Here is a 25,129-nt window from a genome sequence, read left to right on the forward strand (position 1 = left end):
CGAGCCGCGCTCGTCGAAGCGGCTCACGCGGCCGGGCGGTCGCTCGCCCGGCTCCGGCTCCGGCTCCGGCCCCCGTCGGGGGACTGAGGCCGGCCGCTCCCGACGAACGCGTCCCGTGGGTGCTGCACCGAGGCGAGGGAGACGAGATCCCGGCCGAAGAGGGCGGCGGTCAGCCAGACGGTCAGCACCCGGACCTTGCGCTCCCAGGTGGGCACCGCCAGGACGTGATAGCCGCGGTGCATCAGCCAGGCGGGGAAACCCTTGATGACGATGCCCTTGTACTGGAAGATGCCGCGCCCGAGCCCCAGGGTCGCCACCACACCCAGACTGCTGTGGCGGTAGTCGCGGACCCTCCCCCCGCGCAGGTCGGCCACGATGTTCTTCGCAAGGCGCCTGCCCTGCCGCACCGCGTGCTGGGCGTTCGGCACCGTGCGCGCGCCCGGCAGGGGCACGGCGAGGTCGGGAACGGCCGCGTCGTCTCCGGCCGCCCACACATCCGGCACCGGCTCGCGGTCGGTGCCCACCCGGAGATCGGGACGGACCACGAGCAGGCCGCGCTCGTCGACCGGCAGATCGGTGTGGTTGTGCACGACCGGGTTCGAGGCGTTGCCGGCGGTCCAGACGACCAGCGCGGAATCGAACTCCGCTCCCGAGGAGAGCACGACGTGCCCGTCCTCGACCGAGACGAGCTGCGTGTTCAAGTGGACGTGCCCGCCCCGGCGTTCCAGCGACCGCACCACCCAGGCACCGGGCCCGTCCCCCACCTCGGGCAGGATCCGGCCCCGGGCCTCGACCAGGTGGAAGGAGAGTTCGTCGAAGCTCAGCTCCGGATAGGACTTGAGCATGGCGGTCGCCAGCGACAGCAGCTCGCCGAAGCCCTCGACGCCGGAGAATCCGCCGCCCACGAACGTGACGGTGAGCAGTTTCCGCCGCTCGGGCCCCGGCGGCAGCGACGCCGCCTGGTCGAAGGCGGTCAGCAGCCGGTCGCGGATGGCCACCGCCTCCTCCACGTGCTTCAGGCCGATCGCCTCCTGCGCCAGCCCCGGTATGGGGAAGGTGCGGGTCACAGCGCCGGCGGTGACCACAAGGGTGTCGTAAGGGAGTTCGTAGTCGGCTCCGTCGACGGGCCGGACGATGAGTTTCCGGTCCGCATGGCGGATCTCCGTGACGCTCCCCGCGATCAGCCGGGTGCGGTGCAGATGCCGTCGCAACGACACCGCGGCATGCCGTGCCTCGACCGATCCGGCCGTCACCTCGGGCAGGAAGGGCTGGTAGGTCATATAGGGACGCGGGTCGACGACGGTGACCCGTGCCTCGCCCGAACGCAACGACTTCTCCAGGCCCCATGCGGTGTAGAAGCCCGCGTAGCCACCACCGACGATCACAATCTCACGCATGATTCCCTCTGCTCGTTGGTCGACACCTGTTAGACCGGACGGGCCATGGAGATGTGACAGACCACGGTTGCCACACCGTGGCGACCGGGCGGACGATGGAGGCAGCGGTACCCGCGCAAGCCCTACCTGTGCGAGGCACGACCATGGCGAGCGAACCCACCTTCTTCGAACTGGGCGTGGCCGACCCCGAGCGCGGTCGCACCTTCTACGGAGCCCTGTTCGGCTGGACCTTCGAACCCGGCCCCACCGGTCACGGCTTCGCCATCACGACCGACGGCCTGCCGGGCGGTATGCACGGCGGCGACGAGGCGGCCTCCCCGTATCTCTTCTTCCGGGTCGACGACCTGGACACCGCGGTCGCCAGGGTGACCGAGCTGGGCGGCACGATCGAGGATCTCGGCGAGGAAGGAGGGGAGGACGAGGAGTCGGTGGCCCGGTTCGGCCGCTTCAAGCTGTGCCGCGACGACCAGGGCTCCGCGTTCGGTCTCCACCAGCCACCCGAAGGCCGACACTGAGCGCAGCACGCTGCGCGGTACACGGTGCACAGCGAGCGGTGAACGCTGAACAGCGCACGATGAACAGTGAACGGTTTTCACTGTGATTTCGGGCAGGGAGTCTGGCGCGACACCCGGCACTTTCGATATGTCATGCCTCTGACATCACTAAGTGCTGGAGTGAGAGGAAACTCGCGTGCACCTGCGCCCCCTGCGCGCCCTGTGCGGCACCGCCGCGCTCGCCCTGACCCTGCCCGTCCTGTCGGCCGGCCAGGCCTCGGCCGCCGTCCCCGCGTACTCGGTCTATCTGCAGAACTACACCACCGGTCTCCATGCGGCCGACAGCGGCGGCACGGTCGCCGCGCACAATCCCAAGGGCAACGAGGACCACCAGCAGTGGACCCCGGTCGCGGTCAGCGGCGGCTATCAGTTGCAGAACGCGGACGAGTCGGGCGTCTGCCTCGGCCGCAGCGGCACGTCCGCGGTGACCGCCGCCTGCGGCGCGGACGGCACCACCTGGACGATCGCGTCCGGCGCCGACAGCACCTACACCGTGAGCGTCCCGGGCACCACGCAGTACCTCACCGGGTCCGCCTCCGACTCCGGTGCCGTGCAGCTGGGCTCGGCCGGCGATCTCGCCCGCTGGTACCTCACCCCGGTGACGTACCCGACCGCCCCGATGCCCTCCGCCGACACCCGCACCCTCGACCAGGTCACCTTCCTCACCGCCCACAACGCCTTCGCCAACGGGGCCGACGGCAACTTCGCGTCGTTCCCGGTCAGCCTGTTCCCCAACCAGAACCGCGGCGTCGCCCAGCAACTCGGCGACGGAGTCCGTGGCTTCATGCTGGACGACTACGCCGTCTCCGGGCAGGCCGTGCTGTGTCACAACAGCTGCGACGGTGTGAGCAACCCGGTCCCGCTCGCCACCGATCTGCAGCGCATGGTCGACTTCCTCAAGGCCAGTCCGGGTCAGGTCGTCACCGTGTTCCTCGAGGACTACTCCTCCTCCGACGTGCTGAAGTCCTCCCTGGCCTCCGTGAACGGCCTGTACGACGTGCTGTACCGGCCCGACCAGGAGGGCGTGGCGACCAGCGGCTGGCCGACCATGGCCGACCTCGCGGCGCGCGGCAAGCAACTGCTGATCTTCAGCGACCGGACCCGCGCGAGCGACACCGCCAACGGCTGGACCACCCGTGACACGTTCGGGGTGATGTACCAGCGCGAGTGGACCGTCGAGAACTACTGGTCCATGGGCGCCGGACTCGGCGACTCCGACTGGTCCTGTTACAGCCGCTGGGGCACCGGCCGGCCGCTGACCGTGACCTCGTCCGCCTTCCACCCGCTGTTCGTGATGAACCACTTCAGGGATTACACGATCAGCTCCACCGCCCAGACCGACAACGGCAAACTCCTCAACCGCGCACAGAATTTCTGCACACCCGCCGCGCGCAAGAAGCCCAACTACCTCGCCGTGGACCGCTACGACCTGGGCTCCCCCACCGCGCTCAACACGGTCGGCACCCTCAACTCCTACATCCTCGCCCCGGGACAGTGAGCGACGGCCCGCCGCCCGCGACCGCACCGGGCGGCGCGGCCGTGCCGTCCCGGGGCTCCGGTCGTCAGAAGACGAACGGGCCGGGGGACAACGTGCTCTTCGCCACGCAGTTGATCGTGATCCCGAAGAGCACCATGCGCAGCGAGTACTGGCCGAGGGAGTAGGAGTCCAGGCTGTCGCCCGGTGCCACCGTGCCGCTGAGCGGGCCGAGGACGAACGGGGTGCCCACACTCATGAACGGGTTGGTCGTCCCGGTGAACTCGGTCGTCTCCAAACCGTTCTTGGCGAGCACCAGGGTCGACGTCACACTGTTCGTCGAAATCGGGAGCGGGGCGGTCAGCGAGGGCAGGGTGATCGTGATCGTCGCCCCGCTGCCGGACTGGGTGGCCGTGAAGTACGCGGGCGTCGACGGGCCCCAGGCTCCACAGTCGTACTGAGCGGTGGCCGAGTCCGGCGTCACGGCGCCCGCCCCGGGCGCCGACGCCACGCTGCCGACCAGCAGGGCGGCGGAGGCGGCGGCGACCAGGGCAGCACGTGACTTACGGGTGGCAGGTCTCATGGGTCACTCCAGGTCAAGTCCGGTCAAGTCGGTCGGGCATCGCCTCATTGAGGCGCAGAGACCGCGAGAAGGGAAGAAGCACGACCCAGTGGTTGGATGTTCAACATGACTCGACGGATCTTCATCGACAAGCAGAGCCCCAAGGCCTACCACGCGCTGGTCCAGACGTCCGAGGCCGTGCGGGCGACCGCCGCCGAGGCCGGTCTGGAGCGCACCGTCGTGGAACTGGTCAACCTGCGCGTCTCGCAGCTCAACGGCTGCGCGTTCTGTCTCGACGTGCACTCCAAAGCCGCCGTGCGCGCGGGAGAGGACACCCGGCGGCTGGCGGTCCTCGCGGCCTGGCGGGACACCGAGCTCTTCACCCCCCTGGAGCGGGCGGCCCTGGCGCTGGCCGAGGCGACCACCGTGCTGCCCGACGCGGCCGCGCAGGAGACCGCCTACGAGGACGCCCGTGAGGTGCTCACCGACGACCAGATCTCGGCGGTGATCTGGGTGGCCGTCACCATCAACGCCTTCAACCGGGTGTCCGTCCTCAGCAAGCACCCCGTGCACTGAGTCCGGCGTGCACTGAGTCCGGCGATTGTGCGGCGCCGAGTGCGGTAAGGATCGTCTGGCCGGTGCGTGAGCGCCGTCCGTCTGTCCGTCCGCCCCTGGAGGCCCCGCCCATGCCGCCCCACCCCCTCGACGTCCCCGACGGACCGGAGTCCGTCAACGCCGACGCCTGGCAGGCCTACGCCGCTCATCATCTGCGGCGCGGCACGGTCCTGGCGGAGGCGGAACGGATCGACTGGGGGTTCCCGGACGCGGGGCCGGACGACGCCTTCCTGGGCGAGCTGAAGGGACGGCGCGTCCTGGACCTCGGCTGCGGCACGGCCCGGCACGCGGCGCGGCTCGTCCGCGTGCACGAGGCCGTCGTCGACGCCGTCGACTCCGCGCCCGGCCAGATCGAGCGGGCCCGGGCCCGGTACGGGTCACTGCCCGGGCTGCGTCTCTTCCACGCCGATGCCGTCGCGCATCTGCGCGCGGCGGCGCAGCCGTACGACGTGATCTACTCCGTCAACGCCGTCCCGTTCATCGATCCACGACGGCTGCTGCCCGCGCTGGCGACCGCGCTCGCCCCCGGCGGGACGCTGTGCTTCTCCGTACTGCACACCAACTCCCGTGGGGACGGACCCACTTCGGATCTCGTGGCCCGGCCGGAGACCCTGCGGCTCGCGGGCGGCGGCGAGACGACGGTCCGGATGTGGGTGCCCACGCCCGAGGCGTGGGAGGCGCTGCTCGCCGAACACGGGCTGCGCGTCGAGGAGGTGGTGCCGGTGACGGCACCCGCCCCCACCGCCGCCCTCGCCGCCCCAGCCGACCCCACTGACTCCGCAGACCCCGCAGACTCCACTGACTCCACCGGCTCCGCTGCCCCCGCAGCCCCCTCCGGCTCCGTGAATCTCGCCGCCTATCGGGTTTTCCGAGCGCGGCGCCCTTTGCGGGTCTCCGCCCGCCCCCGCACCGACCTCCCGCCCGTCGCGCACGCGGCGCTCGGCGTCGGCGCCATCCTGCACGGCCCCCGCGGACTGCTCCTGGGCCGGCATCGTCGGGGCACCTGGGAGCTGCCCGGCGGCACGGTGGAACCCGGGGAGTCGCTCCAGGAGACGGTCGTGCGGGAGCTGCGGGAGGAGACCGGGCTGCGGGCGGACCCCTCGGACGTACGCCTGCTGGGCACGCTCCTCGACCGGGTCGACGGTGTCGTACGGATGACGGTCGGCGCCGTCGGCGCCGACTGGGAGGGCGAGCCTGCCGACCAGCCCGGCGAGAGCGTCGGCGACTGGCGCTGGTACTCCCTGGACCACCTGCCGCCGTCCCTGTTCGTGTGCAGCGCCCAGTCCCTCACCGCCTGGCGCCCCGAGCTGCCGATCGACCACCCGCCGGCCCACTTCACCCCGTACGGCCACCGGCACCCGCAGAGCTGAACCGCAGAGCCGAACCCCTTAGCCGAACGGTCGAACAGAACGTCCTGAACCGTGCGTTTCCTCACCCGTTCGCGTGGTGTTCACGCCGACCCCCTGACAGTCGTCACAGCAGACCGTGAGAAAGTTGCGAGCCAAAACTACCCAGGGGGGTCTGTGACACAACATCAGAAACGGTCCGGGGTGCGCAGGAAGTCCCTGTCGCTGCTCGTCGCTCTCGGCACGGTGGCCGGTGCGACGTTCGCGGGGGCGGCCACGGCCGACGCCGCGACCTGGACCACCGTGGCGGCAGGCGTGGCGTACCGACAGTACGACCTGCAGGCGGCCGCCGGGAAGACGCATGTGCACGTGCTGAGCGTCGACCTCGCCAACACCCACGTGCGCCTCGGGCTGTTGTACCCGGGGACGGTCGCGGCCCGTGCGGACATCTCCGCGATGGCGAACAAGCAGAGCGCCGTCGCCGGCATCAACGGCGACTTCTTCAACATCAGCGAGGTGCAGCACCCGGGCGTCTCCGCGACCGGGTCGACCGTGGGTCCGGCGATCGCGAACGGGAAGGCGCTCAAGGGCGCGGTCCCGAACGCGCAGCGGTTCGGCCCCGCGCTGCCGCCGGGCACCACCACCAAGGCCGTGGTCGGTGTCGGCACCGACGGCAAGGCCAAGGTGGACAGTCTGTCCCTCAACGGGACGTACACCACGGTGGGGCGGCGGCTGCCGTTGGGCGGCGTCAACCAGTACGCGCTGCCGGAGAACTCCGTCGGCGCGTTCACCTCGGACTGGGGCAGCGTCTCGCGCAAGCGGGCCACCTGCGGCACGGACACCGAACGGGCCGCCGCGTGCAGCACCAGCACCTACGAGGTGACGCTCAAGAAGGGCCGGGTCGTGTCGACCTCGACCACGCCCGGCGGCGGCGCCATCGCGGCCGGCACCACGGTCCTCGTCGGGCGGGAGGCGGGCGCGCAGCGCCTGAAGAAGCTCGTCAAGGGCCAGCGGGTGGCGGTGCGGTACGGGCTGACGTCCGCGTCGCGGTCGGCGTACAGCTTCGCCGTCGGCGGCTATCCGATCCTGGCGGGCAGCAAGGCGCTGGCCGGTCTGGACACGTCGGTCTCGGCCGTGCGGACGGCCGTGGGCATCGGCAACGGCGGGAAGAAGGTGTTCCTGTTCGCGCTGGACGGCGCCACCGCGTACCGCAAGGGCCTGACCATCGCCGAGGTCGCCGCCGCACTGAAGAGTCTCGGCGCGACCGAGGGCTTCAGCCTGGACGGCGGCGGTTCGTCGACCCTGGTGGCCCGTCCGTCGGGCGCGACCAAGGTGACGGTCCGCAACCACCCGTCCGACGGTTACGAGCGCCCGGTGTCGAACGGCATCGGGGTCTTCGTCAAGTAGTTCCGTCGGGTCGTGCGCGACCCCGCAGCGGCCTCACGGGCGCAGACTGCCGACGATGTCGGCGGTCGCCGTGAGGCCACTGCGGATGGTGGGAGCCATGCTGGTGCCGGCCAGGAAGAACCCGAGCAGCAGGCAGACCAGCGCGTGCGAGACCTTCAGTCCGCCGTTGCGCATGAAGATCACCGCCAGGATCAGCAGCAACAGCACCACGGAAATCGAAATGGCCATCGTCAACCTCCTCCGCCACGTCCGTTTTCGCGGCGTTCGGCCGCAAGTGTGGCGTAACGGAGGTTTCGTCCGTGCGGCTGAGCCGTCCGCCGAACGAGTGGTGTCGGCGGAGCGGGCCTCCTGGACCTTGACGGACCGGTCGTGTCGGACGAGTCGTGTTACGCGGCCGCCCGGTGGGTGTCGAGGAAGGTCTCCAGGCCGGCCAGGTCGTCGGTGTTGAGGTAGTCGACGTCCGCGGCGAGGAGTTCGGCCCACAGCGCGTCCCGGGCGGGACCGGCGAGATCCGGCGTGGCCCAGAACCGCACCTGCTGCCCGCGCGCATGGGCCGCCGCCACGATGCTCCGCAGCTTCTGCCGTTCCGCTTCGGGGAAGGCCCCGACGCCGAGCCAGGTGAAGTTGAGGGTCCAGTTGTCGCTGATGAGCGAGGCGAACGACGCCTCGGAGGCGCCGAGGTCGACGAGCCGGCCGTCGTAGAAGGCCCGGCGGACGGTCTGCGCCTCCATGGGCGCCCGGGCGGCGCGGTCGCCGGAGATCACGGCGGTGACCGGGCCGGTGTGGACACGGCCGTGGGCGTACGTCGTGAACAGGCCCTTGTAGCGCCGCAGTTGACGGTCGAGTTCGAGGTAGGTCGAGGAGCCCTCGGTCTTGATGTCGATGAGCAGTTGCAAGGGCTTGCGGTAACCCCGGTACACCGAGCCGTGGTTGGCCTTCACCCGGGCGGCGAGCGGAGCGAGGTAGAGGGACTCCAGGGTGCGCGTCGGGTCGAGCTGGTCCACCGAGTGGGCGATGAGGAGTTCGCCGTCGACGAGGAAGATGTCGGCCTCGACGCTGCCGAAGCGGTGGTCGAGCGCGTCGAAGAGGGGGCGGGGGTGCTCGTAGTCGTTGTGGGCGTGGGCGCGCCACAACGGACGGGCGCCGCGCTTGTCTCCGTCGGCGAAGGCGCTGCCGGCGGGCGGCGCGAGCACCGCGGCGAGCGTGGCGCCGAAGGTGGTGAGGGCTCTGCGGCGGGTGAAGGGGGCCATCTCGTTCCTCCCTGTGGGGCGGTCTGAACCACAGGGAGTATGAGGCTGTCCGAACGCCAACGAACCTGTACATGCCAGGAGTTGGCCGGACCGCCGCCGCTTGTTCACTCCTTCCGCGCAGCCGCACGAAAAAGCCCGCCCCAGGTGGGGCGGGCTTCACCGGATGCCGGTACCGGATGCCGGTACCGCGTGTCGGGCGTCGGGCGTCGGGCGTCGGGCGTCGGGCGTCGGTCAGGGTGCTTGCAGGTCGACCAGTTCGGCCAGGGCCGCCCGGTGGGCGCCCGCGGTGCCGTAGGCGATCGAGTCGGCCTTGGCCCGCTTGAGGTTGAGGTGGATCGGGTGCTCCCACGTCATGCCGATACCGGCGTGCAGTTGCAGCGCTTCCTCGGCGGCCCGTACGGCGACGGGCGCCGCGTAGGCCTGGGCGACGGCGACCGCCACGTCGACGTCCGAGCCGGCCGCGAGCGCGTCGGCCGCGGACCGCGCGGCGGCCCGGAGGTTGACGACCTCCAGCCACAGCTGGGCCAGCCGGTGCTTGAGCGCCTGGAAGCCGCCGACCGGCCGGTTGAACTGGTTGCGCTCCTTCAGATAGCGCACGGTCTCGGTCAACGCCCAGTCGGCGAGCCCGAGTTGCTCGGAGGCGAGCAGTCCGGCGCCGGCCCGCAGGGCACGCCGGACGGCGGGTTCGGCGTCGCCGAGGCGGCGGCCGGGGGCACCGGCGAGGGTGACCGTGGCGAGGGGGCGGGTCAGGTCGAAGGAGACCTGCGGGGTGACGGTCACGGCGGAGGCGTCGACCGCGTACAGCCCGCCGTCGTCCGCCGGCACGAGCAGTACGTCGGCGACGACCGCGTCCGCGATCCCGGTCAACTCCCCCTGGAGAAGGCCGTCTTCGACGTGCACGGCCTTGACGGCGGCACCCGGTGCGGTGTGCAGCCCCACGGCCAGCGCGCCGATGGTCCGCCCGGACGCCAGCCGGCCGAGCAGCTCTTCGTCCCCGACGGCCAGCAGCGCCTCGGTGGCGACCACGGCACTGGTCAGGTACGGCACGGGGGCGACCGCGCGCCCCAACTCCTCGAGGACCACGGCGACTTCGCGAGGGGTGGCGCCCTGGCCGCCCAGCGCCTCGGGCACCAGCAGGCCCGCGAGGCCCATGCCGTCGGAGAGCGCCTTCCAGGCCGCGAGGTCGTGCGGTGCGTCCGACTCCGTGCGCGCGATGACTCCGGGCGCGTCGCAGTGGTCGGCGAGCAGGTCGCGCACGGCGGCCCGCAGCGCCTCTTCCTCCTCGGAGTAGAGCAGATCCGGCTGTGCGTTCATCGGGCCAGGTCCTTCCAGGCGACGTCCTTGTCGGTGCGCGGCTCGGACGGCAGGCCCAGGACGCGCTCGGCGACGATGTTCAGCAGGACCTCGCTGGTCCCGCCCTCGATGCTGTTGCCCTTGGAGCGGAGGTAGCGGTATCCGGCGTCCCGGCCGGTGAAGTCCACGAGTTCCGGACGGCGCATGGTCCAGTCGTCGTACAACAGGCCCTCCTCGCCGCGGAGTTCGACCTCCAGGCCGCTGATCTCCTGGTTGAGGCGGGCGAAGGCGAGCTTCATACCGGCGCCCTCGGGGCCGGGCTGGCCCTGGGCGAGCTGCTGGCGCAGGCGTTCGCCGGTGAGCCGGGCGACCTCGGCCTCCACCCACAGCTTCAGCAGCCGCTGGTGCAGGTCGTGGGTGCGCAGCTCGGGGCGCTCGCGCCAGGTCTTCGAGACCGGGCCGATCATGCCGCCCTCGCGGGGCAGCCGCATGCCGCCGATGGCGACGCGTTCGTTGTTGAGGGTGGTCTGCGCTACCCGCCAGCCGTCGCCGACCTCGCCGAGCCGCCGTGCGTCGGGGATGCGGACGTCGGTGAGGAAGACCTCGTTGAACTCGGCCTCGCCGGTGATCTGGCGCAGCGGACGGACCTCGACGCCGGGGTCGGTCATGTCGCACAGGAAGTAGGTGATGCCCGCGTGCTTGGGCAGGTCCGGGTCGGTGCGGGCGATGAGGATGGCCCAGCGGGCGAGATGCGCGCTGGACGTCCACACCTTCTGCCCGTTGACGACCCAGTCCGTGCCCTCACGGACGGCACGGGTGCCGAGTGCGGCCAGGTCGGAGCCGGCGCCGGGTTCGCTGAACAGCTGGCACCAGACCTCCTCGCCCACCCACAGGGGCCGCAGGAAGCGCTGCTTCTGCTCCTCGGTGCCGTACTTCAGGATCGTCGGCGCGGCCATGCCGAGACCGATGCCGATGCGCCGCGGGTCGTTGTCGGGGGCGTCCGCGGCCGCCAGTTCGGCGTCCACGACGACCTGGAGGGAGCGGGGCGCGTCGAGTCCGCCGAGGCCCTCGGGGTAGTGCACCCAGGCGAGTCCGGCGTCGAAGCGGGCTTTGAGGAAGTCCAGCCGGTCGGTCGTGGCGGGAGGGTGCGCGGCCAGCAACTCCTGGGTGCGGCGGCGCAGTTCGGCTGCGTCGACGGTCATACGGCGGCTCCGTTCTCCAGCGCCGGCACCACGACGACGCGGCCGGTGGTGACGCCGTCGGCGAGCCGCTGCACGGCGGCCGCGGCCCCGTCGAGCGGCACCCGCTCGCTCACCAGCGGCCGGATCGCGCCCCGGGCGGCCAGCTCGGTGAGCTGTTCGTGGCAGTGCTGGACCAGCTTCGGGTTCTTGGTGTTGTACAGGCCCCAGTGCAGGCCGAGGATCGAGTAGTTCTTCACCAGGGCGTGGTTCAGGGCGGGGCTCGGGATGGTTCCGCTCGCGAAGCCGACGACGACGATCCGGCCCTCGAAGGCGACGACCTTGGTGGACTGGGTGTAGGCCTCGCCGCCGACGGGGTCGTAGATCACGTCGGCGCCCCGGCCGCCGGTCGCCTCCTTGACGGCGCCGATCACGTTCTCGGCGCGCCGGTCGATGACGAGGTCGCAGCCCAGCTCCCGGGCCACGGCCGCCTTTTCGGCGCCGCCCACGACGCCGATGACGGTCGCGCCGGCCGCCTTCCCGAGCTGGACGGCCGCGCTGCCCACCCCGCCCGCGGCCGCGTGCACGAGGAGCGTCTCCCCGGCTTCCAGACGGGCCCTGCGGTGCAGGCCGAACCAGCCCGTCTGGTAGCCGATGTGCAGCGCGGCGGCCTCGGCGTCGTCGAGCGACTCGGGGGCGGGCAGCAGGGCCGCGGCGTCCGCGACGGTGTACTCGGCGAACCCGCCGTACGGCAGGGCCGGGTTGGCGATGACGCGGCGGCCGTCCTCGGTCTCGCCGCAGATCTCCACGCCCGGGGTGAACGGCAGCGGGGGCTGCACCTGGTAGTGGCCCCGGACCATCAGCGCGTCGGGGAAGTTGATGTTCGCGGCGCGCACCTTGAGCAGGACCTGGCCGTCGCCGGGGGTGGGCCGCTCCACGTCCTGGAGCCGCATCACCTCGCTCGGCTCGCCGTTCTCGTGCACCTGCCATGCCTGCATGCGGAGCCTCCACGGGACTGCGTCGTCCGACCGGCGTGCTGACCGGTTCGATCGCATACTAAGCGGTCGCTTGCCGGGAGGGAACAGGCGACGACGGAAGAGTCGCCTCCGTCACCCCTGCCGGGGCTTCGCCCGAACATGCATCCGCTCCCCCTGCGGTCCGAACAGGCTCAGGAACTCCACCGGCCCCTCCCCCGTCGACCCGAACCAGTGCGGCACCCTGGTGTCGAACTCGGCGGCCTCCCCCGCCTCCAGCACCACGTCATGCTCCCCCAGCACGCACCGGAGCCGCCCGGACATCACGTACAGCCACTCGTAGCCCTCATGGGTGCGCGGATCGGGCTCCTCGTCACGCTGCGGCACCAGCACCTTGAAGGCCTGGAGTCCGCCGGGCTGGCGGCTGAGCGGCCAGAAGGTGCGCCCGTGCCGCACCATCGGCTTGCCCCGCACCCGGGGATCGCCCACCGGCGGCGCCCCGACCAGCTCGTCCAGCGGCACCTGGTGGGCCTGGGCGATCGGCAGCAGCAGCTCCAGGCTGGGCTTGCGCAGCCCCGACTCCAGCCGCGAGAGGGTGCTGACGGAGATCCCGGTGGACTCGGACAGCGCCGCGAGCGTCACCTCCCGGTCCTTCCGGAGCCGCCGCAGCCTCGGGCCGACCTCCGCGAGAACGTCATCGGTAGTCATGCCTCCATCTTGCCGAATCGGCAAAGATGTTTGTCAATCCCGCAGCAGTCCGGCGACCGTGGCCGCGGAGGTGGTCACCATGACCGAGAAGCAGGACGAGACGTACGAAGTGATCGTCGTCGGCGGCGGCGCCGCGGGCCTGTCCGCCGCGCTCGTGCTGGGCCGGGCCCGGCGCCGGACGCTGGTCGTCGACGCGGGCGAGCCGCGCAACGCGCCCGCCGCGCACATGCAGGGCTTTCTGTCCCGGGACGGAATGCCGCCCGCCGAGTTCCTCGCCGTCGGCCGCGAGGAGATCGCGCGGTACGGCGTGCAGCTGGTCCACGACCGGGCGGTGGACGTCACCGCGGGCCGGGGCGAGGGCTTCGCCGTCCGGCTGGCCGCAGGGCGGACCGTGCACGCCCGGCAGCTCGTCGTCGCGACCGGTCTGAAGGACGAGCTGCCGCCGGTCGAGGGCGTCGCCGAACGCTTCGGCCGGGACGTGGTCCACTGCCCGTACTGCCACGGCTGGGAGGTCCGCGACCAGGCCTTCGGCGTACTGGCGACGACCCCGATGAGCGTCCACCAGGCGCTGATGGTGACCCAGTGGTCGAAGGACGTGACCCTCTTCCTGCACACGGTCGCCGATGCCGACCTGACCGACGAGGACCGGCGCAGACTGGCCGCGGCCGGGGTGGACGTCGTCCCCGGCGAGGTGGCCGGGCTGGTCGTCGAGGACGACCGGCTCACCGGGGTCCGGTGCACGGACGGCCGGGTGTTCGACCGCGAGGTGCTGTTCGTGGCGCCCCGGGCGGTGCCGCAGACGGACCTCCTGTCCCGACTGGGCGCCGAGATGAGCGAGACCCCCTTCGGCGCCTACCCCGTCGTGGACGGACGGGGTCTGACCACCGTGCCCGGCCTGTGGGCGGCGGGCAACGCGTCCGGGTTCGCCGAACAGGTCGTGAACGCGGCCAGCCGCGGCTACCGGGCGGGCGCCGCGATCAACGGCGAGCTACTGATGACAGACCTCGACGCAACGCCCCAGGCGGACACGCCCTAGGGGCGCGGGGAACTGCGCGACCAGCCACAACGCGCCCGCAGACGAAAAGCGGCCCTTTCCTCGGCGGGTAAAACGGCGGAGCGCGCCGCACCATGGCTGCATGCTGCTCACCCGGCTCGCCGACGTGTCCCGGGAGGTCGCCGCCGCCTCGGCGCGCTCCCGCAAGATCGCCCTGCTCGCCGAGCTCTTCCGGGACGCGGAGCCGGAGGACGTGCCGATCGTCATCCCCTACCTGGCCGGCCGGCTCCCCCAGGGCCGCCTCGGCGTCGGCTGGAAGGTGCTGAGCCGTCCGGTCGCCCCGGCCGCCGCGCCGACCCTGACCGTGCGCGAGGTGGACGCCCGTCTCACCGAGCTCGGCCATGTGTCGGGCACCGGCTCGCAGGCCGAACGGACGCGTCTGGTCGGCGAGTTGATGGCCGCGTCCACCGAGGACGAACAGCGCTTCCTGTTCGGCCTGCTCAGCGGCGAGGTCCGGCAGGGCGCCCTGGACGCCGTCGCCGTGGAGGGCCTGGCGCAGGCGACCGGGGCACCCGCGCCGGACGTGCGGCGGGCGGTGATGCTGGCCGGCTCGCTGCAGACGGTGGCGCAGGCGCTGCTCGCGGAGGGCCCCCCGGCGCTGGAGGCGTTCCGGCTCACCGTCGGCCGTCCGGTGCTGCCGATGCTCGCGCACACCGCGTCCTCCGTCACCGAGGCCGTCGGCAAGCTCGGCGCCTGTGCGGTGGAGGAGAAGCTGGACGGCATCCGCATCCAGGTGCACCGGGACGGCGACGACGTCCGCCTGTACACCCGCACGCTCGACGACATCACCGACCGCCTGCCCGAAGTGACGGACGCGGCAAGGAGGTTGGCCGGGTTGCGGTTCATCCTGGACGGCGAGGTGGTGGCCTTCGACGGGACCGGACGCCCCCGCTCCTTCCAGGAGACCGCCGGCCGTGTCGGCTCCCGGGTGGACGTGACGGCGGCGGCCTCGGCGGTCCCGGTCTCCCCCGTCTTCTTCGACGTGCTGTCCGTGGACGGCCGGGACCTGCTCGACCTGCCCCTCACCGAACGGCAGGCGGAGCTGGCCCGGCTGGCGCCCGAGCCGATGCGGGTGCGCCGGACGGTCGTCTCCGGCCCCGAGGACGCCGAGGCGGCGGAGGCGTTCTCCCGGCAGGCCTTGCAGCGCGGCCACGAGGGAGTGGTGGTCAAGGCCCTCGACGCGCCCTACAGCGCGGGGCGGCGCGGCGCGTCCTGGCTGAAGGTCAAGCCGGTGCACACCCTCGACCTCGTCGTGCTGGCCGTCGAGCGGGGCCACGGCCGCCGCACCGGCAAGCTCTCCAACCTGCACCTCGGCGCCCGCACGGCCGACGGCGGCTTCGCGATGCTCGGCAAGACCTTCAAGGGCATGACCGACGCGATGCTCACCTGGCAGACGGAACGCCTCCAGCGGCTCGCCGTGGAGGACGACGGCTGGGTGGTGACCGTCCGCCCCGAACTCGTGGTCGAGATCGCCTACGACGGCCTGCAGCGCTCCACCCGCTACCCGGCCGGCGTCACCTTGCGCTTCGCCCGGGTGGTCCGGTATCGGGAGGACAAGCGGCCGGAGGAGGCCGACACCGTGGAGACCCTGCTGGCCGCCCACCCGGAGGTACACCCGTGACACAGAAGCGCAGCGCCGGACTCCTGCTGTTCCGCCGCGGCGAGAACGGCGTCGAGGTGCTGCTGGGCCATATGGGCGGGCCGTACTTCGCGAAGAAGGACGCGGGCGCCTGGGGCGTCCCCAAGGGGGAGTACGAGCCCGACGAACCCGCCTGGGACGCCGCCCGGCGCGAGTTCCGGGAGGAGCTCGGGCTGGCCCCGCCGGACGGCGAGGCGATCGCGCTCGGGGAGGTCCGGCAGCACAACGGCAAGATCGTCACCGTATGGGCGATCGAGGCGGACCTCGATCCGGCGGCGATGACGCCCGGCACGTTCACGATGGAGTGGCCGCCCCGGTCGGGCCGTACGCAGGAGTTCCCCGAGCTGGACCGGGTGGCGTGGCTCGGCGTCGAGCGCGCCCGCGAGCTGATCGTCCCGGCGCAGGCCGCGTTTCTCGACCGGCTGGCGGAGCACTCGCACTGAGCGGATCCGCGGACGCCCACGCGTTGCGGCCCCGGGTCCGGCGCGGGAAGGTCGAAGCACGGTCAGCTCTTCAGGAGGTCGGTCATGCCCATCGCGACGGTGAATCCGGCCAGCGGCGAGACGCTTCGGACGTACGAGGCCATGGGCGAGGAGGAGCTGGAGCGCCGGCTCCAGCTCGCCGAGGCCACGTTCCGTACGTACCGGGCGACGACGTACGCCGAACGCGCCCGCCTGCTGAACCGGGCCGCCGACCTCCTGGAGGAGGACCAGGCCGCCATCGGCCGGGTCATGACGACCGAGATGGGCAAGCCGGTGAAGCAGGCGCGCGCGGAGGCCGCGAAGTGCGCCAGGGCGATGCGCTGGTACGCCGAGCACGCGGCGGAGCTCCTCGCCGACGAGGAGCCGGCCGCCGCCGATGTGAAGGACTCCGGCGCCGCCCGCGTCCTGGTCCGGTACCGGCCGCTCGGTCCGGTGCTCGCGGTGATGCCGTGGAACTTCCCGCTGTGGCAGGTGGTCCGGTTCGCCGCGCCGGCGCTGATGGCGGGCAATGTGGGCCTGCTCAAGCACGCCTCGAACGTTCCGCAGACCGCCCTGTACCTGGAGGACCTGTTCCACCGGGCCGGCTTCGCCGAGGGCTGCTTCCAGACCCTGCTCGTCGGTTCCGGGGCGGTGGACGACATCCTGCGCGACGAGCGCGTCAAGGCGGCGACGCTGACCGGGAGCGAGCCGGCCGGGCGGGCGGTCGCCTCCACGGCCGGCGAGATGGTCAAGAAGACCGTGCTGGAGCTGGGCGGCAGCGACCCGTACGTGGTCATGCCGTCGGCGGACGTCGACCGGGCGGCGCAGATCGCGGTGACCGCGCGCGTGCAGAACAACGGGCAGTCGTGCATCGCCGCCAAACGGTTCATCGTTCACACGGACGTGTACGACGCGTTCGCCGCCCGGTTCGTGGCGGGCATGGCGGCGCTGAAGGTCGGCGACCCGCTGCTGGAGGAGACGGAGGTCGGGCCGCTGGCGAGCGAACAGGGGCGGGCGGACCTGGAGGAGCTGGTGGACGACGCGCGGCGCTCCGGCGCCGACGTGCTGTGCGGGGGCGAGCGGCCCGAGGGGCCCGGCTGGTACTACCCGCCGACCGTCCTCGCCGGTGTCACCCGTGAGATGCGCATCCACCGCGAGGAGGCGTTCGGGCCGGTCGCGACGCTGTACCGGGCGGGCGACCTGGACGAGGCGGTGCTCATCGCCAACGACTCGCCGTTCGGGCTGAGCTCCAACGTGTGGACGCGCGAGGACGCCGAGGTGGACCGGTTCGTCCGGGATCTGGAGGCCGGCGGGGTGTTCGTCAACGGGATGACCGCGTCCCATCCGGGGTTCCCGTTCGGCGGGGTGAAGCGGTCCGGATACGGCCGTGAGCTGTCCGGGCACGGAATCCGAGAGTTCTGCAACATCACCACGGTTTGGCACGGTGTGTGAGCGCCGCGCGGCTACGATCCCGGGTGTGAACCGCGAAGTGACTCTGCCTCTGATCGTCGACGACCGCGGGACCTTGCAGGTGGCCGCGGCCGACGTGAGCAAGCTGCTCCGCACGCTGGGAGGGCGGTGGCTGCATCTGGTCGAGGCCGGGGCCGACGGTCTGGACGAGGACACGGTGGCCGCGCTGACGATCGAGCTGGCGAAGCTGGCCGACCGCATCGACGTGGCGTGTATTGCGCACAGCAGCGGTGGGACGCCGTAGGGGTCCGGTTTCGTTGCCGGGCGCGGGGAACTGCGTGACCAGCCCCCACGCACCCGCAGACCGGCCGCTACCGGATGGGCATCCCGGAGAGCGTCCGCGCGATCACCAGGCGCTGGATCTCGCTCGTCCCCTCGAAGATCGTGTAGATCGCGGCGTCGCGGTGCATCCGCTCCACCGGGTACTCCCGGGTGTAGCCGTTGCCGCCGAGGATCTGGATCGCCTGCGCGGTGACCTTCTTCGCGGTCTCGCTGGCGAACAGCTTCGACATCGAGCCCTCGGCCGCGGTGAACGGCTTCCCGCTGATCGCCATCCAGGAGGCCCGCCAGGTCAGCAGCCGCGCGGCGTCGATCTGGGTGCGCATGTCCGCGAGCTGGAAGGCGACGCCCTGGTTGTCGATGATCGGCCGGCCGAACTGCTCACGCGTCATCGCGTAGTCCAGGGCCACCTCGTAGGCGGCGCGGGCCGTGCCGACGGCCATGGCGGCGACCGCGGGGCGCGAGGCCTCGAAGGTCGCCATCGCCGCGTTCTTCACGCGCTCGCCCCCCGACTTCGCCCGCTCGCGCGCCCGGGCGAGGCGCTCGTCCAGCTTCTCCTTGCCGCCGAGGAGGCAGGCGCCGGGGACGCGCACGTTGTCGAGGACCACCTCGGCGGTGTGCGAGGCGCGGATGCCGTGCTTCTTGAACTTCTGGCCCTGGGCGAGCCCCGGGGTGCCCGCCGGGACGATGAAGGAGGCGTGCCCCTTGGAGCCGAGCTCGGCGTCCACGACCGCGACGACCACATGGACGTTGGCGATGCCGCCGTTGGTCGCCCAGGTCTTCGTGCCGTTGATCACCCACTCGTCCTTGGCCTCGTCGTACACGGCCCGCGTGCGCATGGAGGCGACGTCGGAGCCGGCGTCGGGCTCGGAGGAGCAGAACGCGGCCACCTTGACGTCATTGGCGTCGCCGTACATCTGCGGGATCCAGGTGCCGATCTGCTCCTCGGTCCCGTTGGCGAGCACGCCCACGGCGGCCAGGCCGGTGCCCACGATGGAGAGGGCGATGCCCGCGTCGCCCCAGAACAGCTCCTCCATGGCCATCGGGATGCCGAGGCCGGTGGGGTCGAAGTACTGCTGCGCGTAGAAGTCGAGGGAGTAGATGCCGACCTTCGCGGCCTCCTGGATGACCGGCCAGGGAGTCTCCTCACGCTCGTCCCACTCGGCGGCCGCGGGGCGGATGACGTCGGCCGCGAAGCCGTGCAGCCAGTCCCGGACCTCCTGCTGTTCGTCGTTGAGCTCCATGGTGAACTCGGCCATGTCCCCTCCAGGGCGGAACGTGCGTGTTACTAGCGGTAACCCGGAGTCTGTTACCCGCTGGTAGGAAAAGTCAACTCCTGATGGCAGGCCTGGAGCCCTCCGGCCCGTTCGATGTCAGGCTGCTGCCAGGTGTTAGTTTGCGCAGGCGTCACCGAATCAGCACGGGTGGGGAGAGCACATGGACACCACGCAGCGGACCGAGCAGCAACGGTCCGCCGACCGCCGACGGCGCGAGCTGCTGGAGGCCGCCGACCGGGTGGTGCTGCGCGACGGCCCACAGGCCTCGATGAACGCCATCGCCGCCGAGGCCGGCATCACCAAGCCCATCCTCTACCGCCACTTCGGCGACAAGGGCGGGCTTTACGCCGCCCTTGCCAAGCGGCACACGGACGCCCTGCTGGACTCGCTGCGGGCGGCGCTGGACGCTCCGGCCGAGCGCCGGGAGCGGGTCGAGGCCACGCTCGACACCTACCTCGCCGCCATCGAGGCCCGGCCCCAGGTGTACCGGTTCCTGATGCATCCGGCCGACGGGTCGCCCGGGGAGCAGGGGTTCGACGTCGGCAAGCACTCGGCTCCGCTGCTTCGGCGGATGGGCGAGGAGCTGGCCCAGGTCATCGAGGAACGGCTGGATCTCGGGCCCGGGAGTCAGCAGCTCGCCCGGGTGTGGGGGCACGGGATCGTCGGGATGATGCACGCGGCCGGTGACTGGTGGCTGGGCGAGCGGCCCTGCACACGGGCGGAGCTGGTGCGGAGTCTGGCCGATTTGTTGTGGGGTCGCCTGGCGGCGGCGGGGGACAAGGTCGGGGGGCCCGGGTTCTGAGGGTTGTTTTCCGGCTGCAGGTCGGTGGGGGCTGGTCGCGCAGTTCCCCGCGCCCCTAAGTCAGCGACCCCGCCCTGTGCCAAGAAGCTCGGGTCACTTGATGCATCAGTCGTCTCCGGCGCCAGCCGGTCACCCTGTCCGCGTAGACCAGCCCCTCCAGGTGGTCGCACTCGTGTTGCAAGCATCTGGCAAAGAAACCCGTGCCTCGTACCGTGATCGGCTCGCCCGTCGCCGTGAAGCCCTCGACCACCGCCTCGTCGTACCGCTCCGTTCCCGCCTCCAGGCCCGGCAGGGAGAGACAGCCCTCCGGGCCGCGCAGGACGATGCCGTCCGTCTCCACCAGGCGGGGATTCACCACATGGCCCAGGTGGCGGACGTCGTCGTCGTCCGGGCAGTCGTAGACGAAGACTTTCAGCCGCTCGCCCACCTGGTTCGCGGCGAGGCCCACGCCCTGGGCCGCGTACATCGTGGCGAACATGTCCTCCACGAGACGGGCGAGTTCGGGGCCGAAGTCGGTGACGTCCTCGCAAGGGGCGTGCAGGACGGGATCGCCGAGCAGGGTGAGGGGCCGGACGCGCCCGTGAGCGCCCGGGATGGAGCCTTGTCGCATGGCGGCAAGGGTACGGTCCTTTCTGACACGCGCATGCCGTCCGCGGGCGGGTGGTGGTGCCGGGATTCGGGAGTGCGAATGGATCTCGATAGGCTGACCACCTACCACGTTGCCGTACGGCAGAGGCGCGGCGCGTACGCAAGGAGGATCGAGAACTGATGGCAGGCAACTCGGACCCGCTCACGCCGCGGGCCAAGATCGCCGTGACCGCGGGCAAGGCGGTCGCAGCGGCATCTCGCGCCGCGGGGCGCGGCAGCGGTTCGGTGATCGGCGGCCGGGTGGCGCTCAAACTCGACCCCGACCTCCTCGCCCGGCTCGCCCAGAACCTGGACGTCATCCTCGTCTCGGCGACGAACGGGAAGACGACGACCACCAGGCTCATCGCCGAGGCGCTGCGGGCCGCCGGGCCGGTCGTGTCCAACGCGCTCGGCGCCAACATGCCGGCCGGCATCACCTCGGCCCTCGCGGGCGGTTCGGACTCGAAGTACGGCGTCATCGAGGTCGACGAGAAGTACCTCGCGGGCGTGGCCCGGGACACCGCCCCCAAGTGCATCGCGCTGCTCAACCTCTCCCGCGACCAGCTGGACCGGGCCGCCGAGACGCGCATGCTCGCGGAGAACTGGCGTGAGGGGCTCGCCGGTTCGAAGGCCGTCATCGTCGCGAACGCCGACGACCCGCTGATCGTGTGGGCCGCCTCCTCCTCCCCGAACGTGATCTGGGTGGCCGCCGGCCAGATGTGGAAGGACGACGCCTGGTCGTGCCCGTCCTGCGGCGGCGTCATGCAGCGGCCCGGCGACGACTGGTTCTGCGGTGAGTGCGGCTTCCGGCGGCCGCGGCCGAGCTGGACGCTCTCCGGGGACCATGTGCTCGACCCGCACGGCTCCGCCTGGCCGATCCACCTGCAGCTGCCCGGTCGCGCCAACAAGGCCAACGCCGCCTCCTCGGCCGCCGTCGCCGCCGTCTTCGGGGTGCCGCCGCAGGTGGCGCTGGAGCGGATGTACCAGGTGCAGGCCGTCGCCGGACGCTATGACGTCGTCCAGTTCCAGGGCCGTGACCTGCGGCTGCTGCTGGCGAAGAACCCGGCGGGCTGGCTCGAGACGTTCAGCCTGATCGATCCGCCGCCCACCCCGGTGATCCTCGCGGTGAACGCGCGCGGCGCCGACGGCACCGACACCTCCTGGCTGTGGGACGTCGACTACACGCGGCTGACCGGCCACCCGATCTTCGTCCTCGGCGACCGGAAGCTGGACCTGGCGGTGCGCCTGGAGGTCGCCAACCAGCACTTCCAGGTGTGCGAGAGCCTCGACCAGGCCGTGCAGCAGGCGCCGCCGGGCCGGATCGAGGTCATCGCGAACTACACCGCGTTCCAGGACCTGCGCCGCCGCGTCGGCAACTGACCCCGAAGGACGACCACTTCATGAGCGACAACCAGCTTCGGATCGTGTGGGTCTACCCGGACCTGCTCAGCACCTACGGCGACCAGGGCAACGTCCTGGTCGTGGAGCGCCGGGCGCGGCAGCGCGGCCTCGACGTGGCCCGTCTCGACGTGCGCAGCGACCAGCCGATCCCGACCTCCGGTGACATCTACTTCATCGGCGGCGGCGAGGACCGGCCGCAGCGGCTGGCGGCGGAGCGGCTGCGGCGGGACGCGCATCTGTACCAGGCGGTGAACAACGGCGCGATCGTGTTCGCGGTCTGCGCCGGCTACCAGATCCTGGGCCACGAGTTCGTCAACGACCTGGGCCAGCGCGAGCCCGGTCTCGGTCTGCTGGACGTCACCACGGTGCGCGGCGAGGGCGAGCGGTGCGTCGGCGACGTCCTCGCGGACATCGACCCGCGGCTCGGTCTGCCGCAGCTGACCGGCTTCGAGAACCATCAGGGCGTCACCCACCTCGGCCCGACCGCCCGCCCCTTCGCCCGCGTCCAGATCGGCAAGGGCAACGGCACGGGCGACGGCACCGAGGGCGCGTACAACGACACCGTGTTCGGCACCTACATGCACGGGCCGGTGCTGGCCAGGAACCCGCTGATCGCGGACCTGCTGCTGAAGCTGGCGCTCGACGTGAACGCGCTCCCGCCGAGCGACGACCGCTGGTACGAGGCGCTCCGGGGCGAACGCATCGCGGCGGCGCAGCAGCCTGCCTGACCGGGTGTCGTTCACCTGATTTTCAGAGTGCCGTCAGCAGCCCGTCTGACGGTGCATCCGCACAGGTGAGCAGGCACGTCCAGCAGGCGGACGTGTGCTTCGGCCCCGCCCCCTCCTGCGGTTAGGGTGGCGGGGATTCGAGCCGGACAGTGTGGTCCGGGTCCGGCCCACGTGGAGAAGGTTGTTGCGGGCTATGCGCATTGGTGTCCTCACGTCCGGCGGCGACTGCCCCGGCCTGAACGCCGTCATCCGGTCCGTCGTGCACCGTGCCGTCGCCGACCACGGCGACGAGGTCATCGGCTTCCGGGACGGCTGGAAGGGCCTCCTGGAGTGCGACTACCTCAAGCTCGACCTCGACGCGGTGAGCGGCATCCTCGCCCGCGGCGGCACGATCCTCGGTTCCTCCCGGGTCCAGCCCTCGCATCTGCGGGACGGCGTCGAGCGCGCCCGGGGCCATGTCGCGGAGCTCGGCCTCGACGCGATCATCCCGATCGGCGGTGAGGGCACGCTCAAGGCGGCCCGGCTGATGTCCGACGCGGGGCTGCCCATCGTCGGCGTGCCGAAGACCATCGACAACGACATCGCCGTCACCGACGTCACCTTCGGCTTCGACACGGCGGTCGGCGTCGCGACCGAGGCGCTGGACCGGCTGAAGACCACCGCCGAGTCCCACCAGCGGGTGCTCGTCGTCGAGGTCATGGGGCGGCACACCGGCTGGATAGCGCTGCAGTCCGGCATGGCGGCCGGCGCCCACGCCATCGTCGTGCCGGAACGGCCCTTCGACATCGAGGAGCTGGCCCGTCGGGTCGGCGAGCGGTTCGAGGCGGGCAAGCGGTTCGCGATCGTCGTCGCCGCGGAGGGGGCCAAGCCGAAGGCCGGCTCGATGGCCTTCGACGAGGGTGCGAAGGACATCTACGGGCACGAGCGGTTCGCCGGGATCGCCCGGCAGCTCTCCATCGAGCTGGAGAACCGGCTCGGGAAGGAAGCTCGGCCGGTCATCCTGGGGCATGTGCAGCGGGGCGGCACGCCGACCGCGTACGACCGGGTGCTGGCGACCCGGTTCGGGTGGCATGCGGTGGAGGCGGTGCATCGCGGGGAGTTCGGGAACATGACGGCGCTTCGGGGCACCGACATCGTGATGGTGCCGTTGGCCGCGGCCGTGGAGACGCTGAAGACCGTGCCGGCGGATCGGTACGCGGAAGCGGAGTGCGTGCTCTAGCCGTCCGGCGCGGTCCCGTCACCTGATCGGCCGCAGTCCGTCATGGCTCCGGTGGCCCGTGCGCGCACGGGCCACCGGCGTCTCCGCCCGCTTGTGCTCGCATTCTGGTGTACGAGGACGACCCCGGATTTCCTCCGCAGGTCAACATGCCCGTACCGCATCCCGTGCCGCAGCTCGACACCCAGCCCTTCCCGACGGCCATCGCGGAGCCCGCGCCGCAGCCGGACGGTGGCGGGCGTCACCGTCGCCACGTGCGAGAGCAACGAGATCGGTCCGTCCCTGCGCTCGGCGTTCATCCGGCACGGCATCCTCTCCCTGGAGGCTGCAACGTCCCTCACCGAGCCGGAGGTGTCGAGCCGGGCCGCCGGGATCACCGCGGCGACGCCGGGCGGGGGCGACGACCTCGGTCTGACGGCGGTCAGCGTCCAGGGGGCGATGTACGGCATCGCCCAGCCGCTCTCGACCGGCGAGGGCCTCGCCCTGGTCCGGCGGTGCTTCGGCTGACCTCAGCGGCCGGTGGAAAAGCGCGGACGACGGGCGGAGAGCCGTCCGTCGTCCGCGCGCTCGATCACATGCGTCGTCCGCGGAGTCGGCTCCTCGCCCTCGAAGACCGCCTCACCGCGGACCAGCAGGTCGCTGACGAATTTCTCGGTCGCCCTGCGCTCGGCGTCGTCATGCTCGGCGTCGCCGCTCGCCGGGGGTCGCCGTCTCCTCCGCCGCCCCCCGCACGTCCACCGTGAAACCGGCCGTCGCCAGCGCCTCGACGCCCCGCGCGGTCACCAGGGCGAGCACGAGCCGCTCGGAGACGACCTCGGCGGGAACGGCCTCGGTCTCGTTCATGGCCGCGTTCAACGAGCCCACGTCCTGACCGACCCGCAACTCGATCCGTGCCCGGAGCACGGGACGGTTCTCCGTCGCCGCGACGGCGAACACCGGGTGAGCCGCGGTACGCATCCCCGCCTCCCGTGCGAAACCGCGCTCCTGGGGGTTCTCGCCCACGAAGACACAGTCGTCGGCCGCCGCTCCCCCGGTGTCGAGGACCGCCCGGTCGAAGATCCCGCGGCTGTCCTTCACACCCCAGTGCACCAGGGCCGCGTCCGTGAAATCCCCGGGGAACGCCTCCGCCAGCGCCCGCGCCACGGCGGCCTCCTCCGAACCGGGGTTGGAGATGACGCCCTTGCGTACCTCGCGCAGGGCGCTCAGCACGGCGCGGACCCGTGGCAGGGGCTCCAGCGTGAACGAGCCGTCGGGTTCCCGGTGGGGGTCCGCGAGGGTCGCCCCGATGTCGAAGAAGATGACAGACATGGCACATGCCTGCCCGCGGTGAACGCCTCCGAGTCGGGACCGCCCGGGTGAACGGGCCGGGCGCCGGCCGGGGGCGCCGCCGCGCGGGAGGCGCACCGGCCCCGGTGCC

At 71.8% G+C, this 25,129-nt stretch carries 26 protein-coding genes; 15 read left to right on the forward strand and 11 right to left on the reverse strand.

The features are described 5' to 3' along the window. Positions 1 to 23: 23 nt before the first annotated feature. Positions 24 to 1,397, reverse strand: coding sequence for an NAD(P)/FAD-dependent oxidoreductase (locus ACWD4O_RS27250; RefSeq protein WP_451283675.1), 1,374 nt, complete (start codon positions 1,395 to 1,397; stop codon positions 24 to 26). A gap of 143 nt (positions 1,398 to 1,540) precedes the next feature. Between ACWD4O_RS27250 and ACWD4O_RS27255 the strand changes: the two genes are divergently transcribed. Together ACWD4O_RS27255 and ACWD4O_RS27260 are read left to right on the forward strand one after the other, a co-directional pair. Then, positions 1,541 to 1,912: a VOC family protein gene (locus ACWD4O_RS27255; protein ID WP_451283677.1), complete on the forward strand. Its 372-nt coding sequence runs from the start codon at positions 1,541 to 1,543 to the stop codon at positions 1,910 to 1,912. A 181-nt stretch (positions 1,913 to 2,093) separates the two neighbouring features. Next, entirely contained in the window at positions 2,094 to 3,449 is a 1,356-nt protein-coding gene (locus ACWD4O_RS27260; protein ID WP_451283943.1) for an RICIN domain-containing protein, read from the forward strand. 64 nt (positions 3,450 to 3,513) lie between these two features. Here ACWD4O_RS27260 and ACWD4O_RS27265 read toward each other — a convergent pair whose 3' ends face one another. Beyond that, the gene (locus ACWD4O_RS27265) at positions 3,514 to 4,008 is read right to left on the reverse strand and encodes a hypothetical protein (RefSeq protein ID WP_451283679.1); all 495 of its coding nucleotides are present in this window, start codon (positions 4,006 to 4,008) and stop codon (positions 3,514 to 3,516) included. Positions 4,009 to 4,113: 105 nt separating this feature from the next. On the opposite strand from ACWD4O_RS27265, the gene ACWD4O_RS27270 reads away from it, so the two are divergent. From ACWD4O_RS27270 to ACWD4O_RS27280, 3 genes are all read left to right on the forward strand, one after another. Further along, positions 4,114 to 4,563 (forward strand): carboxymuconolactone decarboxylase family protein, encoded by a 450-nt coding sequence (locus ACWD4O_RS27270; RefSeq protein ID WP_451283681.1) that lies wholly within the window; start codon positions 4,114 to 4,116, stop codon positions 4,561 to 4,563. Positions 4,564 to 4,673: 110 nt separating this feature from the next. Continuing rightward, positions 4,674 to 5,972, forward strand: coding sequence for an NUDIX domain-containing protein (locus ACWD4O_RS27275; protein WP_451283683.1), 1,299 nt, complete (start codon positions 4,674 to 4,676; stop codon positions 5,970 to 5,972). 153 nt (positions 5,973 to 6,125) lie between these two features. Next, on the forward strand, positions 6,126 to 7,355 hold the full coding sequence (locus ACWD4O_RS27280) for a phosphodiester glycosidase family protein (RefSeq protein WP_451283684.1): 1,230 nt from the start codon (positions 6,126 to 6,128) through the stop codon (positions 7,353 to 7,355). 33 nt (positions 7,356 to 7,388) lie between these two features. Here ACWD4O_RS27280 and ACWD4O_RS27285 read toward each other — a convergent pair whose 3' ends face one another. From ACWD4O_RS27285 to ACWD4O_RS27310, 6 genes are all read right to left on the reverse strand, one after another. Then, entirely contained in the window at positions 7,389 to 7,583 is a 195-nt protein-coding gene (locus ACWD4O_RS27285) for a hypothetical protein (RefSeq protein ID WP_351910496.1), read from the reverse strand. A 158-nt stretch (positions 7,584 to 7,741) separates the two neighbouring features. Then, positions 7,742 to 8,605 (reverse strand): phosphatidylinositol-specific phospholipase C/glycerophosphodiester phosphodiesterase family protein, encoded by an 864-nt coding sequence (locus tag ACWD4O_RS27290; RefSeq protein ID WP_451283686.1) that lies wholly within the window; start codon positions 8,603 to 8,605, stop codon positions 7,742 to 7,744. A gap of 231 nt (positions 8,606 to 8,836) precedes the next feature. After that, positions 8,837 to 9,919, reverse strand: a complete 1,083-nt coding sequence (locus tag ACWD4O_RS27295) for an acyl-CoA dehydrogenase family protein (RefSeq protein ID WP_451283688.1) — start codon at positions 9,917 to 9,919, stop codon at positions 8,837 to 8,839. Further along, entirely contained in the window at positions 9,916 to 11,100 is a 1,185-nt protein-coding gene (locus ACWD4O_RS27300) for an acyl-CoA dehydrogenase family protein (protein WP_451283690.1), read from the reverse strand. Before ACWD4O_RS27300 ends, ACWD4O_RS27295 begins: the two co-directional genes overlap by 4 nt. Continuing rightward, positions 11,097 to 12,074, reverse strand: a complete 978-nt coding sequence (locus ACWD4O_RS27305) for an NADPH:quinone oxidoreductase family protein (protein WP_451283692.1) — start codon at positions 12,072 to 12,074, stop codon at positions 11,097 to 11,099. The genes ACWD4O_RS27300 and ACWD4O_RS27305 overlap by 4 nt, the downstream gene beginning before the upstream one ends. A gap of 111 nt (positions 12,075 to 12,185) precedes the next feature. Next, the gene (locus ACWD4O_RS27310) at positions 12,186 to 12,758 is read right to left on the reverse strand and encodes a helix-turn-helix domain-containing protein (protein WP_451283693.1); all 573 of its coding nucleotides are present in this window, start codon (positions 12,756 to 12,758) and stop codon (positions 12,186 to 12,188) included. A gap of 79 nt (positions 12,759 to 12,837) precedes the next feature. On the opposite strand from ACWD4O_RS27310, the gene ACWD4O_RS27315 reads away from it, so the two are divergent. The 5 genes from ACWD4O_RS27315 to ACWD4O_RS27335 all read left to right on the forward strand — a co-directional run bounded on the left by ACWD4O_RS27315 (position 12,838) and on the right by ACWD4O_RS27335 (position 17,626). After that, positions 12,838 to 13,794: an NAD(P)/FAD-dependent oxidoreductase gene (locus tag ACWD4O_RS27315; RefSeq protein WP_451283694.1), complete on the forward strand. Its 957-nt coding sequence runs from the start codon at positions 12,838 to 12,840 to the stop codon at positions 13,792 to 13,794. Positions 13,795 to 13,894: 100 nt separating this feature from the next. Continuing rightward, complete coding sequence (locus ACWD4O_RS27320) at positions 13,895 to 15,433, forward strand: ATP-dependent DNA ligase (protein ID WP_451283696.1); 1,539 nt, start codon at positions 13,895 to 13,897, stop codon at positions 15,431 to 15,433. Continuing rightward, entirely contained in the window at positions 15,430 to 15,894 is a 465-nt protein-coding gene (locus ACWD4O_RS27325) for an NUDIX domain-containing protein (RefSeq protein WP_450952411.1), read from the forward strand. Before ACWD4O_RS27320 ends, ACWD4O_RS27325 begins: the two co-directional genes overlap by 4 nt. 84 nt (positions 15,895 to 15,978) lie before the next feature. After that, positions 15,979 to 17,364, forward strand: coding sequence for an NADP-dependent succinic semialdehyde dehydrogenase (locus tag ACWD4O_RS27330; RefSeq protein ID WP_451283699.1), 1,386 nt, complete (start codon positions 15,979 to 15,981; stop codon positions 17,362 to 17,364). A 25-nt stretch (positions 17,365 to 17,389) separates the two neighbouring features. Further along, positions 17,390 to 17,626 (forward strand): DUF6213 family protein, encoded by a 237-nt coding sequence (locus tag ACWD4O_RS27335; RefSeq protein WP_062646401.1) that lies wholly within the window; start codon positions 17,390 to 17,392, stop codon positions 17,624 to 17,626. Positions 17,627 to 17,693: 67 nt separating this feature from the next. Here ACWD4O_RS27335 and ACWD4O_RS27340 read toward each other — a convergent pair whose 3' ends face one another. After that, positions 17,694 to 18,920, reverse strand: coding sequence for an acyl-CoA dehydrogenase family protein (locus tag ACWD4O_RS27340; protein WP_451283700.1), 1,227 nt, complete (start codon positions 18,918 to 18,920; stop codon positions 17,694 to 17,696). 178 nt (positions 18,921 to 19,098) lie between these two features. On the opposite strand from ACWD4O_RS27340, the gene ACWD4O_RS27345 reads away from it, so the two are divergent. Then, positions 19,099 to 19,740, forward strand: coding sequence for a TetR family transcriptional regulator (locus ACWD4O_RS27345; protein ID WP_351910520.1), 642 nt, complete (start codon positions 19,099 to 19,101; stop codon positions 19,738 to 19,740). A 55-nt stretch (positions 19,741 to 19,795) separates the two neighbouring features. On the opposite strand, the gene def is transcribed toward ACWD4O_RS27345, so the two are convergent. Next, positions 19,796 to 20,350 carry a peptide deformylase gene (gene def, locus ACWD4O_RS27350; RefSeq protein ID WP_451283702.1) on the reverse strand — a complete coding sequence of 185 codons (555 nt, stop codon included), beginning with the start codon at positions 20,348 to 20,350 and terminating at the stop codon, positions 19,796 to 19,798. A gap of 158 nt (positions 20,351 to 20,508) precedes the next feature. On the opposite strand from def, the gene ACWD4O_RS27355 reads away from it, so the two are divergent. From ACWD4O_RS27355 to ACWD4O_RS27370, 4 genes are all read left to right on the forward strand, one after another. Continuing rightward, positions 20,509 to 21,747, forward strand: a complete 1,239-nt coding sequence (locus ACWD4O_RS27355; RefSeq protein ID WP_451283704.1) for a MurT ligase domain-containing protein — start codon at positions 20,509 to 20,511, stop codon at positions 21,745 to 21,747. A 20-nt stretch (positions 21,748 to 21,767) separates the two neighbouring features. Next, complete coding sequence (locus ACWD4O_RS27360) at positions 21,768 to 22,496, forward strand: type 1 glutamine amidotransferase (protein ID WP_351910526.1); 729 nt, start codon at positions 21,768 to 21,770, stop codon at positions 22,494 to 22,496. Between the two features lie 193 nt (positions 22,497 to 22,689). Beyond that, positions 22,690 to 23,715, forward strand: a complete 1,026-nt coding sequence (locus ACWD4O_RS27365) for a 6-phosphofructokinase (protein ID WP_351910528.1) — start codon at positions 22,690 to 22,692, stop codon at positions 23,713 to 23,715. A 228-nt stretch (positions 23,716 to 23,943) separates the two neighbouring features. Then, positions 23,944 to 24,219 (forward strand): hypothetical protein, encoded by a 276-nt coding sequence (locus ACWD4O_RS27370; RefSeq protein WP_451283707.1) that lies wholly within the window; start codon positions 23,944 to 23,946, stop codon positions 24,217 to 24,219. A 168-nt stretch (positions 24,220 to 24,387) separates the two neighbouring features. On the opposite strand, the gene ACWD4O_RS27375 is transcribed toward ACWD4O_RS27370, so the two are convergent. After that, the gene (locus ACWD4O_RS27375; RefSeq protein ID WP_451283709.1) at positions 24,388 to 25,020 is read right to left on the reverse strand and encodes an HAD family hydrolase; all 633 of its coding nucleotides are present in this window, start codon (positions 25,018 to 25,020) and stop codon (positions 24,388 to 24,390) included. Positions 25,021 to 25,129 lie beyond the last annotated feature (109 nt).

The organism is Streptomyces sp. NPDC002623 (assembly GCF_053592635.1).